14 protein-coding genes are annotated in these 15,605 nt (G+C 67.9%); 9 read left to right on the top strand and 5 right to left on the bottom strand.

From position 1 onward, the window contains the following. Window positions 1-492, bottom strand: a complete 492-nt coding sequence (locus IPG05_00955; protein MBK6493669.1) for a 6-pyruvoyl tetrahydropterin synthase family protein — start codon at window positions 490-492, stop codon at window positions 1-3. A gap of 271 nt (window positions 493-763) precedes the next feature. Here IPG05_00955 and IPG05_00960 point away from each other — a divergent pair, with 271 nt between their 5' ends. Next, the gene (locus IPG05_00960) at window positions 764-1,282 is read left to right on the top strand and encodes a hypothetical protein (protein MBK6493670.1); all 519 of its coding nucleotides are present in this window, start codon (window positions 764-766) and stop codon (window positions 1,280-1,282) included. 21 nt (window positions 1,283-1,303) lie between these two features. Here the strand turns inward: IPG05_00960 and IPG05_00965 are convergent, their stop codons facing one another. Further along, window positions 1,304-2,182, bottom strand: a complete 879-nt coding sequence (locus IPG05_00965; protein MBK6493671.1) for an SDR family oxidoreductase — start codon at window positions 2,180-2,182, stop codon at window positions 1,304-1,306. A 158-nt stretch (window positions 2,183-2,340) separates the two neighbouring features. Here IPG05_00965 and IPG05_00970 point away from each other — a divergent pair, with 158 nt between their 5' ends. Further along, window positions 2,341-4,971 carry a DEAD/DEAH box helicase gene (locus IPG05_00970; GenBank protein MBK6493672.1) on the top strand — a complete coding sequence of 877 codons (2,631 nt, stop codon included), beginning with the start codon at window positions 2,341-2,343 and terminating at the stop codon, window positions 4,969-4,971. Then, window positions 4,968-5,876: a DMT family transporter gene (locus tag IPG05_00975; protein MBK6493673.1), complete on the top strand. Its 909-nt coding sequence runs from the start codon at window positions 4,968-4,970 to the stop codon at window positions 5,874-5,876. The genes IPG05_00970 and IPG05_00975 overlap by 4 nt, the downstream gene beginning before the upstream one ends. On the opposite strand, the gene IPG05_00980 is transcribed toward IPG05_00975, so the two are convergent. Then, window positions 5,873-7,918 (bottom strand): hypothetical protein, encoded by a 2,046-nt coding sequence (locus tag IPG05_00980; GenBank protein ID MBK6493674.1) that lies wholly within the window; start codon window positions 7,916-7,918, stop codon window positions 5,873-5,875. The genes IPG05_00975 and IPG05_00980 overlap by 4 nt on opposite strands. Window positions 7,919-8,014: 96 nt before the next feature. Between IPG05_00980 and IPG05_00985 the strand changes: the two genes are divergently transcribed. The 6 genes from IPG05_00985 (at window position 8,015) to IPG05_01010 (ending at window position 14,050) form a co-directional block, all read left to right on the top strand. After that, window positions 8,015-8,476 (top strand): hypothetical protein, encoded by a 462-nt coding sequence (locus tag IPG05_00985; protein MBK6493675.1) that lies wholly within the window; start codon window positions 8,015-8,017, stop codon window positions 8,474-8,476. A 5-nt stretch (window positions 8,477-8,481) separates the two neighbouring features. Then, a complete protein-coding gene (locus IPG05_00990; protein MBK6493676.1) occupies window positions 8,482-10,638 on the top strand; it encodes a hypothetical protein in 2,157 nt (718 codons plus the stop codon). A gap of 14 nt (window positions 10,639-10,652) precedes the next feature. Then, a complete protein-coding gene (locus IPG05_00995) occupies window positions 10,653-11,177 on the top strand; it encodes a hypothetical protein (GenBank protein ID MBK6493677.1) in 525 nt (174 codons plus the stop codon). Between the two features lie 79 nt (window positions 11,178-11,256). Continuing rightward, a complete protein-coding gene (locus IPG05_01000; protein MBK6493678.1) occupies window positions 11,257-12,450 on the top strand; it encodes a 4-hydroxy-3-methylbut-2-enyl diphosphate reductase in 1,194 nt (397 codons plus the stop codon). A gap of 154 nt (window positions 12,451-12,604) precedes the next feature. Next, window positions 12,605-13,255, top strand: a complete 651-nt coding sequence (locus tag IPG05_01005; GenBank protein ID MBK6493679.1) for a hypothetical protein — start codon at window positions 12,605-12,607, stop codon at window positions 13,253-13,255. Window positions 13,256-13,438: 183 nt separating this feature from the next. Further along, window positions 13,439-14,050 (top strand): TetR/AcrR family transcriptional regulator, encoded by a 612-nt coding sequence (locus IPG05_01010; protein ID MBK6493680.1) that lies wholly within the window; start codon window positions 13,439-13,441, stop codon window positions 14,048-14,050. Here the strand turns inward: IPG05_01010 and IPG05_01015 are convergent. Both IPG05_01015 and IPG05_01020 read right to left on the bottom strand, forming a co-directional pair. After that, window positions 14,007-14,945, bottom strand: coding sequence for a DUF72 domain-containing protein (locus IPG05_01015; protein MBK6493681.1), 939 nt, complete (start codon window positions 14,943-14,945; stop codon window positions 14,007-14,009). The genes IPG05_01010 and IPG05_01015 overlap by 44 nt on opposite strands. 52 nt (window positions 14,946-14,997) lie before the next feature. After that, complete coding sequence (locus IPG05_01020) at window positions 14,998-15,600, bottom strand: YceI family protein (GenBank protein MBK6493682.1); 603 nt, start codon at window positions 15,598-15,600, stop codon at window positions 14,998-15,000. Between the last annotated feature and the right edge of the window lie 5 nt (window positions 15,601-15,605).

The raw sequence follows: 15,605 nt of genomic DNA on the forward strand, positions 1-15,605 counted from the left end.
TCAATCCAGTCGTTGCGAGTAGGTGGCCGACTGTCCGACCGACTCCTCGACCTCGATTTCGAGGAAGGTGAGGTTCGCCCCTTCGGCCGCGAGATCCTCACGCACCTTCACCGCGACCCATTCCGCGATCATCTCGGCGGTGGTGTTGGCGATCGGCAGCATGGCGCAGTCCTTGGTGGGGAACTGGTAGGTCTGCTCGCCGAAGTACTCGACGAAGGTCATCGCGCCGTCGGTACGGAACGCGAGCTTCGGATTGTTGGTCGGGAGCAGGACCCGGTGGTCCATGATGTCGACGTAGCGCCGGACGATCCGCTTGAGGATCGCGAAGTCGACCACGAAGAGACACTCGCTGTCGATCGGCCCTTCGACGGCCACGCTGATCCGGTAGTTGTGACCGTGCAGCGACTCGCAGGTGTGCCCGCGGAAGGTGATGAAGTGCGCCGACGAGAAGACCAGGTAGTCCTTGCTGACCGTAACGCGAAATGTGCCCACAGCATGCTCCAGAATCGTTGCCGCGCGGACGAGAGGTGCCGCCGCGGCACCAAGTTACCACGACATGCGCCGACTCACCATCGGACAGGTGTCCACGAATCAGGACACTCCTCCGCTCTGGGCAGCGACGTAACTCCTTGTGGGGCATGGGATTTCGGTGTGGCACGGCGCTGGCACCTCCAGGAATCGCCGAGGCCCCCGACGGGCCTTCGATCGATCATCGATCATCGATCATCGATCCACACGATTTCAGACTCTGCTGGAGGCTCTCATGCGCACCGCATCGTTCGTCTTCACCCCGATGGCCGCCCTGGCCCTTGCCATCACTCCGCTCTCGGCCCAGGTCCGCGCCAACGTGCACATCGACATTCCGATTCTTGGCACGCACCGCCCCGTCATCGTGGACCGCGATGACCGCTACGACGACCGCCGCTACATCGTCGAGGTGCGCGACTACTCGTCGCGCAACTACGGCCAGTGGAAGAAGGAGTACCGGAACTGGCGCCCCGTGACCCTCTACGTGGTCAATGGCCGCTACTACGAGCGTCCGGTCCGCGGTGCCCGCCCGGTCTCGGTCTACTACTACCGGAACCAGTACTTCTTCGAGCCGCGCGATCGCGACTTCTACCGGTACCGCGACGATCACCGCAACGATCGCTACGACAACCGCGATGACCGGCGCGATGACCGCCGCGATGACCGATACGACAATCGCGACGATCGGAACGACCGTCGCGATCCCCCGCGCCCGAACACCCGGTACGAAGACCGGTCCCGGCCCCGCCAGTAACCGGCGGGGCAGTTCCCGAGGCTAGTGGGCGATGTGCTCGCCGGTGATCTCCACGGCGGGCAGTTGCCCGGTCAGCCGCAGCGAGACGTTCCAGAGCCGCGCCCCGACCACCGCGTCATGCGAAAGCAGCGATGAGGTGGCGGGGCGCGAACGCTTGAAGTACTTCCCCGAAACCCCCTCGACATCCCGCGATGCCGCCAGGTACAGCAGGGAGGTCGCCGCGTCTTCCGGCGAGATCGTGAAGCGCTTGGCGAACGGCCAGAGCCAGTGCGACCACCAGCGACGGTATCCGGACTCGAGCAATTCCGTCCCCACCACGCCGGGGTGGCAGGCATTGATCGTCACGCCACTGCCTTCGAGACGGTGCGCGAGGTCGTAGCAGAACATCACGTTCGCCAGCTTCGAGCGGCCATAAGCGGTGATGCCGTTGTAGCGCTTGGTGCTCTCCCAGTCTTCGGGGTCGGTCGCCCGCTGGTGGGCCTCCGAAGCGACCATGATCACCCGCGCCGGGGCACTGGCCTCGAGCAGCTCAAGGAGGCCGGTCGTGAGGAGGAACGGTGCGAGGTGGTTCGTGGCGAAGGTCGCCTCGACCCGATCCACCGTCTCCCGGCGCTGCATCTCAAACGTCCCGGCATTGTTGATCAGGACATCCAGCCGAGGCGTCGCGGCCTTGACCTCCTGCACCAGGCGGCGAACTTCGGCCTGGCTCGAGAGATCGGCCACCAGCAGCGTGATCCGCGCATTACCGGTGGCGGCGATGATCTCGCGCCGTGCCGCCTCACCGGCTTCGCGGTTGCGACAGGACATCAGGATCGTCGCGCCGAGGCGCGCGAGCCCCTCGACCGTGGCGCGGCCAATGCCGCGACTCGCTCCCGTGACCAGGCAAACCTTCCCGTCCATCACTCCTCCCGCCGGTGTTCCCGGCACAATCCCGAACCTGCCAGCCCCAATTATAGCCGCGGGGGATGTACTTTTCCCCTGTGGACCTCAAGCGCGACCATTTTCTCCCGCCCGACCCAGATGCCTACCACCGGGCCGACCATCCCCGCGGTCGGGTCATCGTCATCGCGCCCACCCGGGCGTCATGCGAGACCATCGAGCTTGCCCTCCATGCGCGGGTCGAGACGCTGCTGCAGCGGAAGCATGGCGCCGAGCTGATCGAGTGGGCGGGGGCCGGCAAGGGCTTCGGCATTGTCGCCGGGACCGGGACCGGGAAGACGCTGGGCACCCGGTTGATTGCGGAAGCGATCCTGCGCGAGCCTCTGCGCATCGGCGTCGTCAACCGCGAGCGCGAGGCAACACCGGACACGCCTTCGTGGAATGTCATCGTGGTCACCACGGGCATCGCCCGCCGCTGGCTGACCGACGGCTTCGTGACCCCCCGCGACACGCTGATCGTCGACGAGATCCACCAGACCTCCGCCGAGCTCGAACTCTGCCTCGCCCTCGGGAAACGAACCGGGTGCCGGTTCATCTGGCTCTCCGCCACCGTCGATCCGACCTTCTATCGCGAGTACCTCAGCAGCGACGAGATGCTGGAGACCTCGGCGTTCGACCCGGCGCTCCGTGCGCACGTCACGGTCGAACCGAAGCAGCCGGAAGCGTATCTCGACGATGCCACCATCCGGCGCTTCGTGCGTGAGAACCGAGGCGTCGCGGTCTTCCTCCCAACGCGCGCCGAAGTGGAGCGGCTGGGCGAGGGACTCGCGGCGCGCTTCCCCAAGCTCAACGCCGCCTTCTACCACGGGGGCGAGCCAATCAGGATCATTCGCCCCTTCCTCGAGGGCGAGGTCAAGAAGCCGTATCTGCTGGCGATGACGGCGGCCGGACAGTCGGCGCTCAACCTCCCCGGCCTCGACACCGTGATCATTTACGACGCCCGCTACGGCAACGTCGTCGATCGCGGCAAGAACGTCCTGCATCGCCTCTATCTCGGTGCCAACGAGATTCTCCAGATGGCTGGCCGCGTGCATGGGCGCGTCGCCAATGGTCAGGTGGTGATCCTCTCCGATCGGCCGCTCGACTTCGCCACGCTCAAGCCCGCGCCGCCGGAGTTCCAGCTGGCCGGCGATGCGGAGCGTGTCGCGCTGACCTGTGCGGCGATCGGCGTCGACGCCAGCGGCCTCGAGTTGCCGGTGCCGCTCGATCGCACGGCGTACCGCGAGGCGATGGCGCGGCTCACCTCGCGCGGATTGATCGAGAACGGCCGACTCACCCGGTACGGCCGCGATGTCGAGGCACTACCGGTCGAGCGGCCGTGGGCGGAACTGCTGGTCCATGCCGACGAGACGCTGTTGCCGCTGGTCGCCGGCGCGAGCGGCATCGACTCGCTGCACCGGATGACCCGCGAGGAGCGCGATCTCCACGGGGCCCTCGTCCCGGGCAGCGATCACCTGACCGCCTACAACCTGCTGGTCGAAGCGGTGAACCAGTGCAGCACGCTGGGCGAGGTGCACGGACTGCGTCGCCACGTCTTCGACGAGAAGGCCCTCGGCCTCTGGGCCGAGAAGCGGGGCGTGCTGCAGAAGGCAATCGAAGACGGAGCGCTGGCGATGGCCTCCGTCTATCGCGCGCTCGATCTCGAGTTGCCGGCGACGATCCCGTACGCCGATCGCGATCGGCGCGCCGCATTCATCGACCTGCTGGCGCGGATCGCGCCGTTCGAGCTCGTGCTCGACGAGCGGACCGTGGACGGACAGGACGCCCGCATCTCGAAGACCTCGGTGGCCGGGAGCTGGGGCGCGGTCGCCGGCAACCTGCGGTACTTCGCCGACCGCTTCGGCACCGCGCGCGCGAGCATCGAGGGGACGACGATCCCCTTCGACCTGGTGCGCCGCTATGCCAGCTATGGCGCACCGCAGGTGGTGCTCGCCGGGCACAAGCATCGGCAGGGGCTCGGCATCTCGCGCCGGCTCGCCTACTTCGGCTTCGAGCTCGAACACGATCTCAGTCACATCGAGGGCGAGATCCCCGACGCGCTGCAGGCCGAGGCTCGGGAGCTGCTCACGGAAGGGTTGCTCGATGGCTCGGTCGAGCATCCCGACCGCGGCCGCATCGTGCGCATCGTGCGCGACCTCGACGAATACTGGCGGCGTAGCGGCGGCGCCTTGCAGGGGGTCGATCCCGCCACCATCCGTGCGCTGATCCGGGCGCAGCTCGAGGATGTCACCAGCTGGGCCGGCTTCCAGAAGACGCCGATCACGCTCGATGCCGAGGCGATGATTCCGCTCGACGCGCGGCGCCATCTCGACGCCTTGCCCACCTCGGTGCGCATCCATGGCGACGCGTCGCCGATCGGCTACGAGGTGCGCAACAACCTGCCGATCGCACGGCTCTATCTGCGCGAAGGGCAGGCCCGACGGTTCGTGGCGGAGGACATTCCGGTGCTCGACCGGCCGGTCGTCTTTGCCGTGAAGCGCGCGGATGACCTCCTGCAGGCCGAGGATCTGGCCGGGCTGCAGGCGATTCTCGCGCGCCCGCTGCCGCGACGCATGGATCCCCCGGGTCGGCGTGGCGCCGGCCACGGACCACAGGATCGCGAGCGCAATGCCCGGGGCCGGGGTGGTCAGGGTGGTGGTCGCGGTCGAGGCCGTGACGACCGTCGCGGTGGTGGTGGAGGAGGCGGTGGTGGAGGGCGTGGCGGCAAGGGCGGCGGCAAAGGCGGACGCGGCGGAGGAAAGCGGCGGTGAGCCTCGGCGTCATCCTGGCGCTGGTGATGGTGCAGGTGCTGTTCGCGTCGCTCGCCATCACCGGCAAGTTCGTGCTGCCGTTCGTTCCTGCGTTTGCGCTGGTCGCCTTCCGGCTCGCCGGTGGCGCCATCGTCTTCGATCTCGTGCGTCGTCGCCAGACGGCCGTGGTCATTCCGTCGGGCGATCGCTGGCGACTCATCGGGCTCGGGCTGCTCGGCCTCGCGCTCAACCAGACGCTCTTCCTCTTCGGACTGCGCCACAGCACCGCGATCAATGCGACGATTCTCGTCGCCACCATTCCGGTGCTCACGGCCATCATCGGCGTCGTCACCGGGCGCGAACGTCCCGCGCCCCTCAAACTTGCCGGGATGGCGATTGCGATCGCCGGCACCGTCTGGCTGATCGGCCCCGATCGCATCGCCTTTGATCATGACACGGCGCTCGGCAACCTGGCGATCGAAGTCGGCATGGTGGCCTACGCGCTCTACCTGGTCTACTCACGGGCACTGGTGCGTCGGCACGGCTCGATTCCCTCGGTCGCCCTGATCTTCACCTCCGCCGCGATCGGCTACTTCCCGATCGGCGCGTGGGCGCTCTGGCATCTTGATTGGACCACGGTCCCGGTCTCGGCGTGGTGGTGGACGCTCTGGATCGTGTTGGGGCCGACGGTGGGGACCTACTTCCTCAATCTCTGGGCGCTCAAACGCACGTCGTCGAACGTCGTGGCCGGCTTCGTCTACCTGCAACCGATGCTGACGGCGGTGGTCGCACCGCTGGTGCTCGCGGGCGAGCAATTGACGCCGCGGGCGATCGGCGCCGGGCTCGCGATCTTCGTGGGGTTGGGGTGCATCCTCCGCGCCGAGCAGGTGGCGCTCGAGGCCTCGGCGGCGGGCGCGGAGAGCTAGCGGGCCGCGGGTCGGGCCCGGCCACGTCCCGCGCGCACCAACCGTTCGAGCCGTTCGCCGAGGCGGTCCACCGCGTCGCGGTGCGCGGCGAGCGCCGTGGCCAACTGCGCACGTTCTGCCATGAACGACTCCATCGTGGCGGTCAGGTGAGCATCGCGCGCGCTGCGTCGCGCCGCCACCATGTTCGCCTCCTCAATCGCGGGCCAGAGCGCACGGGCCGAACTCTCGAGGCCGCCGGCGAGCTCGGTGATGCGGCGGGCCGTCACCTCGCTCGCCTCCGCCTCCCGAATCGCTTCGGTCAACGCATGACGGAGCGTCTCGAGCTCCGATTGCAGCGCGGTCCCGTCGCTGGCGAGGGTCGCCGTCTGCGCCGCGATCGCGCTCGACGCCTCGGTCGTGGCATCCGCCAGGCGCCGGATCTCCTCGGCGAGGACGGTGAAGGTCCGCCCCGCGGCGCCGGCGCGGCTCGCCTCGAGCGCTGCCGTGTTCGCCAGCAAATTGGTGCGGAAGGCGACGCCGCTCACGGTGTCGTTGCTCGCCGCGATCGCTTCGCTGTGCCGATCAATCGCGGACAAGTCCACGCTCAGCGCGGCAAGCCCGTCAACGGCGCGCGCGATGGCATCGGTGGCGGCGCGGGTGTGCGCGCGCGCCTCCACGACCGCCGTCTCGAGGCCGTCACTCCGCGCGCCGATCGCCTTGCTGCCATCACTCAACTGGGTGAGCACCTCGCTGGCATCGACGGGCAACGGCAGCCCGCGGCCGTCGTCGGTCACCAACTCCGGCAACAATCCGGTGGCATGCGCCAACCCGCGACTCACTTCGCCGGCATCGTGGGCAAAGCCGCTGAGTTGCATCTCACGCTCGGCTTCGCGTCGCCGAACCCGAATCGTCGAGGAGATCGGCCCGAGGAAGGCGAGCAGCCATTCCCGCTCGCGGCGCCCGAATGCCCCCGGAAAGCGCCCCTCGAGGTACACCTCGCCGAGCGGATCACCGCTGCGTCCAATGGGCGCCACGACCGATCGCCGCTCCTCGAACGTCTCGGCGTCCGGCACGAACGTCCCCTCGGGGCGTGCGCGCCGGGGCGTACCGACCGTGACTTCGAGCTCCGGCGTCCCGATGCGGATCACGACCGCTTCGGCCTCGAAGAGCTTCCGCAACTCTTCGGCGCTCTCGCGAATGCCGGCCTGGAGGTCGGCGTCGTCCAGGAGGCGCTGGGCCAGCCGATAGGCCGCCAGGTCACGCTTCCGAGGATTGACCATCGGCAGGGCGAGAATCCCGCCCAAGCCGAAGAGGGCCAATAGCGGAAGCGTCGTGAAGACAGGGAGGAGGGGCAACCCCACCGAACCCAGTAGTTCGGGCACCAGCGAGCTCACCACCGCTGGGACCAGTCCGAAGAGGACCGCTGCCAGGGTCCAGCTCACGGCCTGGCGCTGGGAGGCCCGGCGATTGGACGAGGCCAACGAGAGGAGGAGCGCGCCGACCGCCAGGGTGGCCCCGACCGGTTCGAAGGTCTGCCGCAGGAAGAAACCGTCGACCACCCGAAGGAGTGGGGCCTCCCCAAAGGCGATCCCCCCGGCGGTGGCCACAAAAAGGGCGCCGTGGAGGGCGTACCAGCCGGTCACGATCCCGAACCAGAAGCGCTGCTGATGGTTCCAGGCGACCGCGAGTGCGAAGTGGACCACGACGGGCGTCAACAGGTAACGCCACGGGCCGATGATCAGGAAGAGCCCGAGCGGGGTCGTCTTGCTGACCGGCGCGTCAATGCTCAGCAGGGCGGTCAGGACGGCCGCAGCCGAGACGAGCCCGAGGAACGGGGCGGTCGGGGGGGCATCCGGCGTCTGGATGAGCGCCAGGACGCCCAGTCCGAGCAGGAGCAGGGCAACCAGGCCGGAGACGGCGACCACGGTCGAGTCCGGCGCTGGTGAGATGAGGAGGGGGCCGACGACCAGCCCCGCACTGATGCAGGCGACCGCCGCAATGAGCGGCCAGCTCCCGAGAGGGCGGCGGAGTGACACGGAGGCGGTCGTTTGGGCATCAGTCATGGATGAGGGAAGAATATGGCCCGTCGGAGCGGGGAGAGGAAACCGCCCCACGTCACCAACTGAAACCAAGAGGCCCCCTTGGGCGTATCACCTGACATGACCCAGCCGATGATGACCCCGACCCTTCCGTCGGTCTTCTCGCCGCTCGCGAAGGCGCTCCTCGATTCGTTCAACGAGGGCGTCATTGTGTTCGACAAGGACGGGCGGATTCTGTACCTCAACGCCTCCGGGCGTGATTCCCTCGCCGAGGCCGGGCTTGACCCCGCCGGTGAGAAGGACGACCTCCTCCCTGAGCTCGCTGGGATGGGTGGTCGGCTTGCCCCGATCCGGGTTGGTTCGCTTGAGCTCGGTGAGGCGATCTTCCTCCCCCGTCGGGAGGGTCCGACCACCTTGGCGGAGCGGGAAAAGGACGCCATCGTCCGCTCGCTTGAGGCCCACAACTGGCGCCTCGCGGAAACGGCGAAGACCCTCGGCATCTCGCGCACCACGCTCTGGCGTCGCCTGCGTGCCTATGGCCTCCACCGGGACGGGCGCACCAAGTGGGATCAGGCGTCGTAGCGCTGTTGGCCTTTGCCCTGATCGGGCAACAGGCCGCCGACACCACCACGTACGCCGACCGAGCCACCAGAGACCTGGTGGCTCGTGCGGTTGCGCGTCATGCCTCCGCCGATACCACCGTCCGCGATTACCAAGCCCACCTCCGCTATCGCGTGTCGTTCGGGATCGGCCAACGGCGCTGGGCAAATGTGCCGACCGCGGCCGTCGAAGAGCAGGACGGCACCGTCCACTGGTCGCTGCCGAACGATCTGCGCGTCGACATCCTCGGCCGTCGCGAGGCGTCCCGTCTCGATGGCGTGAACCTGATATCGTCGTTCGACCGGCCCTGGTTCGTCCCGCGCACCCTCGGCGACTCGATCCGCGTGCTGGGTGGCGATGCCTCGTCGCGCGCCGCGCCGCATCCGCTCTCGAAGGGCGCCGAGGCGATCTACCGCTACGCCGCGGGCGACTCGCTGGTGATCGGCATGCAGGGCCGCCGCTTCGCCATCCGCTCGATCACGATCACGCCGCGGGAGAACGCGGCGATCGCCGTGGCGGGCCGGCTCTGGGTCGACACCGAGAGCGGCGATGTGGTGCGCTTCACCTTCCGCTTTGTCGGACGGGAACTCTGGACCGATCTCGATGACGAGATGTCGGGCGATTCGGTCGGCGCCCGGCGTGCAGGTCGCATTGTGCAGCAGCTCATCCAGCTCGATGCCGACCTGGAATATTCGCTGCAAGAGAACAAGTACTGGTTGCCGGCACGGCAGGTCCTCTCGGGGCGTGTGACGGTGCCGCTCGGCGGCGGCCTGACCGTGCCCTTTGAGGCGACGACGACCTTCGATGACTACGAGGTCAACACCGGCAAGGGCGTCGTCTTCACGGCGCCATTCCGCGATTCGACGTCCCGGCTCAGTCGTGAGGAGCGCGTGGCCCAGCGCGATTCGCTGCGGGCGGCCCGGCGTGACAACGTCATTCCCGATTCCCTCCGCGCCCGCGACAACACCGGCTACCTCGCCCGGGGTGGTCGGTATCAGGTCCATCGTCCGCCGGTTGATTCGCTGCGGCAGTACGCGGCGTGGAGCGATTCCCTTGTTCTCGAACAGGATCCGGTCGAGCGGGCCCGCCTGCGCGAGGCGATGGCCGACGTCGCCGGCATCGTCGAGGACTTGCCGCCGGGGTTGAGCGGCAAGCCGGGATTCGGCTTCGCCTGGGAAAAGCTCCCGGAGTTGATTCGCTTCAACCGGGTGCAGGGGACGACCTTCTCGTACGGCCAGCGCTTCGGGACACCGTGGGGATTCACGACGGCGTTCGCCACGGCGCGCTATGGCCTCGCCGATCATCGGGTCATGGCAAGCGGCATGATCGTGCGCGACGCGCCGAGCGGGCGCTTCACGATCGCCGGTGGGCGCGACCTGGCCGACATCGATCCCTGGGCACGCGGCCTGACCTTCGGCAATTCGCTCCGCGGCATGCTGGTCGGCCGCGACGAGGGAGCCTATCTCCTCTCGCAGGGCGTGCGCCTGCAGCTCGAGCGGAGCACGGGATTGGGTCGGGAACTGCTCCTCGCCGGCTATGTCGCCGACCAGCAGAGCGTGGTGACTGAGTCGAACGGTGGCCTGCCGCACACGTTCGACAAGTCGTGGTCCTTCCCCGGCAATCCCTCGGTCCGCGAAGGTCTCGCGACCGGTGGGCAGCTGCGCTACACCGCGCAGCAGTATGGGCACGCGTTCGGGCTGTCGGTGGAAGGTGTCGCGGTGGATGGGGAGGTCGCGGGGCGGCTGACTGCCGATTGGCGGCAGACGTGGTGGCGCGGCGCGGTAACGTTGCGGCTCAAGGGTGGACTCGCCCAGGGCAGCGACATGGTGCCGCAGATGGCGCTGCGTGCCGGCGGATTGAACACCGTGCGCGGCTACGACTTCGGCGTGGCCAGCGGCGACGCCCTCTGGTCGGCCCAGCTCGACCTGATGCGTGCCGGTCGAGGCGCCGTGAAGACGGTGCTCTTCGCCGATGCCGGCCAGGCCGGGCGTCGAGACGCCTTCGGCGACGCCCCGTTCCTCTCTGGCGCCGGCGTTGGGGTCACCGTGCTCGGCGGAATCATCCGCGCCGAACTGAGCCATCCGATCACCGAGCGCGCGGGCCGCGGACTCCGCTTCGACCTGATCTTCGGCGGCACGCGGTGACCCGAGGCCGACTGATGGTCGGGGTGGGCCTGCTGCTGGTGGCCGCCGGGGCGGGGTTCTGGTGGTGGCGTGGGCGCGACGGCGCGCTGCCGCTGGGCGGCGTGCCGGCGAATGCCATCGCCCTCAGTTGGAAGGGGAAGTTCAAGGGCAGTGCCACGCTCCCGGCGACGGTGAATTGGTGCCCCGGGAGTCGCGTTGCCATCGTCGAAGGGCTCTCCAACGACACCGGTTTCGTCATGGTCGTCCATGCGGCCGACACCCTCGCCAAGGGGACGATGTCGGTGCTGCCCGCCGAGTTCATCGCGGCGGCAGGCGGCCCGCGCCCAGCGGCCTCGAGTGCCCTGCGGTGGCCTGCCGACACCGCGATCCTCGCGGGGTATCGCGGTCAGAATGGGCTGGTGGAGCTGGTGCCCCAGGGTGGCCTCCTCTCCGCCACCTTCACCATCCGGATGCAGCCGCCGATGTCCTCCGACACGATCAGTGTCACCGGGGCATTCCGGAACCTGAAGGTGGAGTCGCGGGCGGTGGGCTGCCCCTGACGGCCGATGATCGATGATCGATCATCGATGATCGATCATCCTCCTCTCCGAACCCCGCCTTGACGAGTATCTTCCCCTCATGGAATCCACCTACTTCCGCCGCGGCTTCGGCCTCAAGGGCGAGATCGAGGCGCAGCGTTCGGCGGACTACGCCAGCGGGATCGTCGAGACCGTCCGCGCCAACGGGAATCGGCTGCAGGTCGGCCCGCTGACCTTCCGGCTCGCCAAGGAATTCGGCTTCTGCTACGGCGTTGATCGCGCCGTCGACTATGCCTACGAGACCCGCCGCAAGTTCCCCGATCGTCGGTTGCTGCTGGTCGGCGAGATCATTCACAATCCGCACGTGAATGAGAAGCTCGCGGCGATGGGGATCATCTTCCTCGAGCACAACCCCGGCGCGGACTTCGACTTCACCGACATCACTCCCGAGGACGTGGTCATCATCCCGGCCTTCGGCGTGACGATGAAGGACTTCCAGCGGCTGCGCGCCATTGGCTGCGTCCTGGTCGACACCACCTGCGGCTCGGTGCTCAACGTCTGGAAGCGGGTCGACAGCTACGCCCGCGATGGCTACACGGCGGTGATTCACGGCAAGCACTACCACGAGGAGACGCAGGCCACGGCGTCGCAAGCGACCAAGCACGAGGGCGGGAAGTACCTGGTCGTCTTCGACATGGCCGAGGCGCGGATGGTCTGCGACGTGATCGAGGGGAAGGGCGATACGACGGCGCTGGCGGCGCGATTCGCCAAGGCGTGTTCGCCCGGCTTCGACTTCACGGCCGACCTGCGGCGGATCGGGGTCGCCAACCAGACCACGATGCTCTCGGGCGAGTCGCTGGCGATTGCCGCCGAGCTCCGGAAGTCGCTGATCGTTGCCTATGGCGAGGCGACGATCGCGGACCACTTCCGGTCGTTCGACACCATCTGTTCGGCCACCCAGGAGCGCCAGGATGCCGTCGTCGAGTTGCTCGAGGATCCGCTCGACCTGATGCTGGTGGTGGGGGGGTACAACTCGTCCAACACCTGCGCCCTCGCCGCCTTGGCCGAGAGCAAGGGCGTCCGGACGTACCATATCGAGGATGCGGAAGGGGTGGATCCGGAGGCCGGGACGCTGCGGCACCAGCCGGTTCGCACCAAGCGGGAAGAGATCCTCGCCGACTGGTTGGGTGACGCGAAGATCATCGGCATCACAGCCGGCGCCTCGACGCCCAACAACAAGATCGGCGAGACCATCGCGCGGGTGGGGTCGATGATTGGGGTCGAGGTCGGGTAAAGGCGAGAAGCGAGAGGCGAGAAGCGAGAAGCGTGGCTTGGCGGGAGGATCTCTCCGCTGGGCCACGCTTCTCGCTTCTCTCGCTTCTCGCTTCTCGCTTCTCGCTTCTCGCTTCTCGCCTTGACAATAAACCAGTCATACGACTGCTTTATGTATGCCAAAGTCGCCAGTAACGGCCGCCATCCACGACCCGATCTCCGCCATTCTGGGGACCCGCGGAAAAGTGGCGGTGATGCGAGTGCTCGCTTCGGCCGCAAACCCGCTCCAGCAGCGAGAAGTTGCTCGGCGGACCGGCATGGCGCTCCGGACCGTCGAGCTGGCGCTCGACGACCTGCTCGCCTCCGGGATCGTCGAACGGGTGGTGGGAGGACGCGAGCGCCTGGTGCAGGTGCGCTCAGCCCACCGGCTCACCCCCTCGATCCTCGCCGTCCTCCGCGCCGGCGCCGACCACTGGCCAGCCCTCCGCTCCGAGCTCCGGGCCGCCGCCACGACCCCGAATGACCCCACCCTCCTCGCCGTCGCCGTCGTCGGACGGGTCGCCACCCGCTCCGAACGGATCGGCGACCCCCTCGACCTGCTCCTGCTCACCGCCGACGACGCCACCGCAGCCCGCTGGGTCGAACGCTTCGCGTCCCTGGGCGACGGCGTGGCCGCCAGATTCGGTGTCACGCTCCGCCCGATCGGCTACGGGCTGGACGCCGCTCGAGAAATGTGGGCAGCGCGTACATCAGCGGCAGAGCAGACCGTCCGCCAGGCGGAGCGGGTTCACGGGGCAGAGCTCCTGGTGCTGCTCAGCGGCGGCTAAGGGTCGATACTCGCCGGGCCGAAAACCACGGTTCCGACTTCACACCAAAGAACCGTTCGACCAACCGCGCCCCTGCTCACACTGCGTCTCTGCGGGATACAGCCAGTGCCATCGGAAATCTTCACCACATGTACGCAATGCACACATTTGCGATTCCAAGGCCGAAGTGTACATTGATCACATATGCCTAACTCGTTGCACGACAACGCCAAGCCGAAGTCGGGCTATCATCACGGCGATCTCCGCGCCGAGTTGATTCGCGAGGGAATCCGTCAGCTGGAGCGGGGTGGGATCGCCGACCTCTCGTTGCGGCAACTCGCCAAGAGCGTCGGCGTGACGGGGTCAGCCCCGTACCGGCACTTCCCTGACCGCCGGGCGTTGCTGGAGGCGATCGCGGCCGAGGGGTACCGGAGGGTAGCGGCGACGCTGGCGCCGAGCGGGGTCAGGGCGGCGGAAGGGGCAAGGCGGATGGTGCTCTTTGCCGATGAGCACCCGGCCTGGTGGGAGCTGATGGCGGGGTGCGGAGGGGCAATCGGCCCCGATCTCGAGGAGGCCCGAGGGACCTTTCTGGCGGAACTGGTCGGCGTGGTGGAACGGTCGATCGGTGGCGGGGCGCCCGAGGAGGCGATTCGTCTCGCCGTCGCGGTCTGGTCCGCACTCCTCGGCCTGGTACAGTTGCGGGCCGGCGGCGGGGTGGCGCTGCTCGACGCCACCATGGTGCCGGAACCGGCGGCGTTGGCCGAGTCGATCGTTACCGGCCGACCGATGCCACCAGCTGGCGGGCGACCGCGGTGATCGTGAGCGGCGCCGATCCCTCGGCGCGATTGTTCACGATCAGGTAGGCCGGGACCCGGAGCTCGAGGGCCGCCTTGGCGAGCGCGGCCAGGTCACCCCGCAGCTCGCTGTTCTCATCCTGGACCCGATCGTACGGCGAGAAGGCATCCACCGCCGTCGAATAGGTGCGTCCGGGCCGGAGCAGTGCGCGGGCGATCAGGAAGTCGGCCGTGATGGCATCGTGGAGCAGGAACTGCTCGCCGATCGATGGCATGCGCGTCCAGCTGTTGAAGAGGTGCGCCACGCCGTGGGTCCGCAGCACCGCAAAGTACTCCGGGCTCAGGTACTCCTGGTTGCGGAGCTCGACGGCGTAGGGGATGCCGCGCGGGAGCTTCCCGAAGAAGGCATCGAGCCGCGTCGCGAAGTCGGCAGCGCTGATCTTGGCGGTACGCGCAATCGTCTGGAACTCGAAGACGAACGGCCCGATATGCTCGGCAAAATGCGCCTGCATCGGCCCGAGGACTTCGCTGGTGAAGAGGTCGGCGTTGAGCCAGTCAGGGTTCAGTTGCCCGAAGTGGGCCCGCTCCTTCGGATTCGCAAAGGTGTGCGCGGTGATCCGATCCCAGACCTTGCTGACACAGCGGAAGTCGGCGGGGAGCGCCGCAGCATAGCTCGCCAGCGTCCGCTCGGAGGGCGGCGTGTAGAAGAAGGAGTCGATCCCCACCGTGCGGAAGAGCGGCCAGCGCGCATACTCCGCCAGCATCTTCGCACCAGCCCCGGTTGCCGGATACGGCTTCTCGTAGATCAGCCCCGTCCACCCCGGATACGTCCAGGAGGAACAGCCAAAGCGGATCAGCGGGGAGAGCTGATCCGCGAGGGCGGCGACTTCGGCGGGGAGGGGCCAGGAGGGATGCACCCCGAAACTATACTACCAAATCGATCATCGATCATCGATCATCGATGATCGATTACTTCCCGTCCTTCACGAAGTTGAAATCCAGCTCCAGCTGAATCGGATCGTCCACGCGCGCCACCACCGGCACGCGGGGCACCGCGATGCCGAACTCGGAGAAGGTGAACTTCGTCTTGGCAGTCCCGGTGAGGCCGGTCGGGCTGGCGGTGGCGGTGACCGTCCAAGTCGTCGGCTTGGTGACCCCCTTGAGGGTCAGGTCGCCCACCAAGGTGAAGCTCAGCGCGCCGGTGGTCGGCATCTTCGCCGGGAGGCCGGTGATCTCCTTGACGACGAGCACGGCGTTCGGGTGGGTCGCCGTCTCGAGGGTATTGCGCTGCACGTAGCCGTCGCGGCGATCGCGATCGGTCTTCAGCAGGGTGAGGTCGATGGTGATCTTGGAGCCGGAGGAGACCACCTTGCCCGCCTTGTCGAGGGCGATCCCGCCGGTCACGCCGGCCGTCTTGCCGACGACGTCGTTCTCGATGGTGTTGGCGGCGAGCAGCTCCCGCACCTGATAGCGCGCCTCGGTGCCGGTCGGATTCAGCGTGTAGTGGCTCTGGGCAGCCAACGGGGCGGCGGTCAGGCTCAGAACTGCAAGGGTCGTGGCAATGCGGGTCATCGGGT

This window comes from Gemmatimonadota bacterium (assembly GCA_016704275.1).
GTDB lineage: Bacteria > Gemmatimonadota > Gemmatimonadetes > Gemmatimonadales > GWC2-71-9 > Palsa-1233.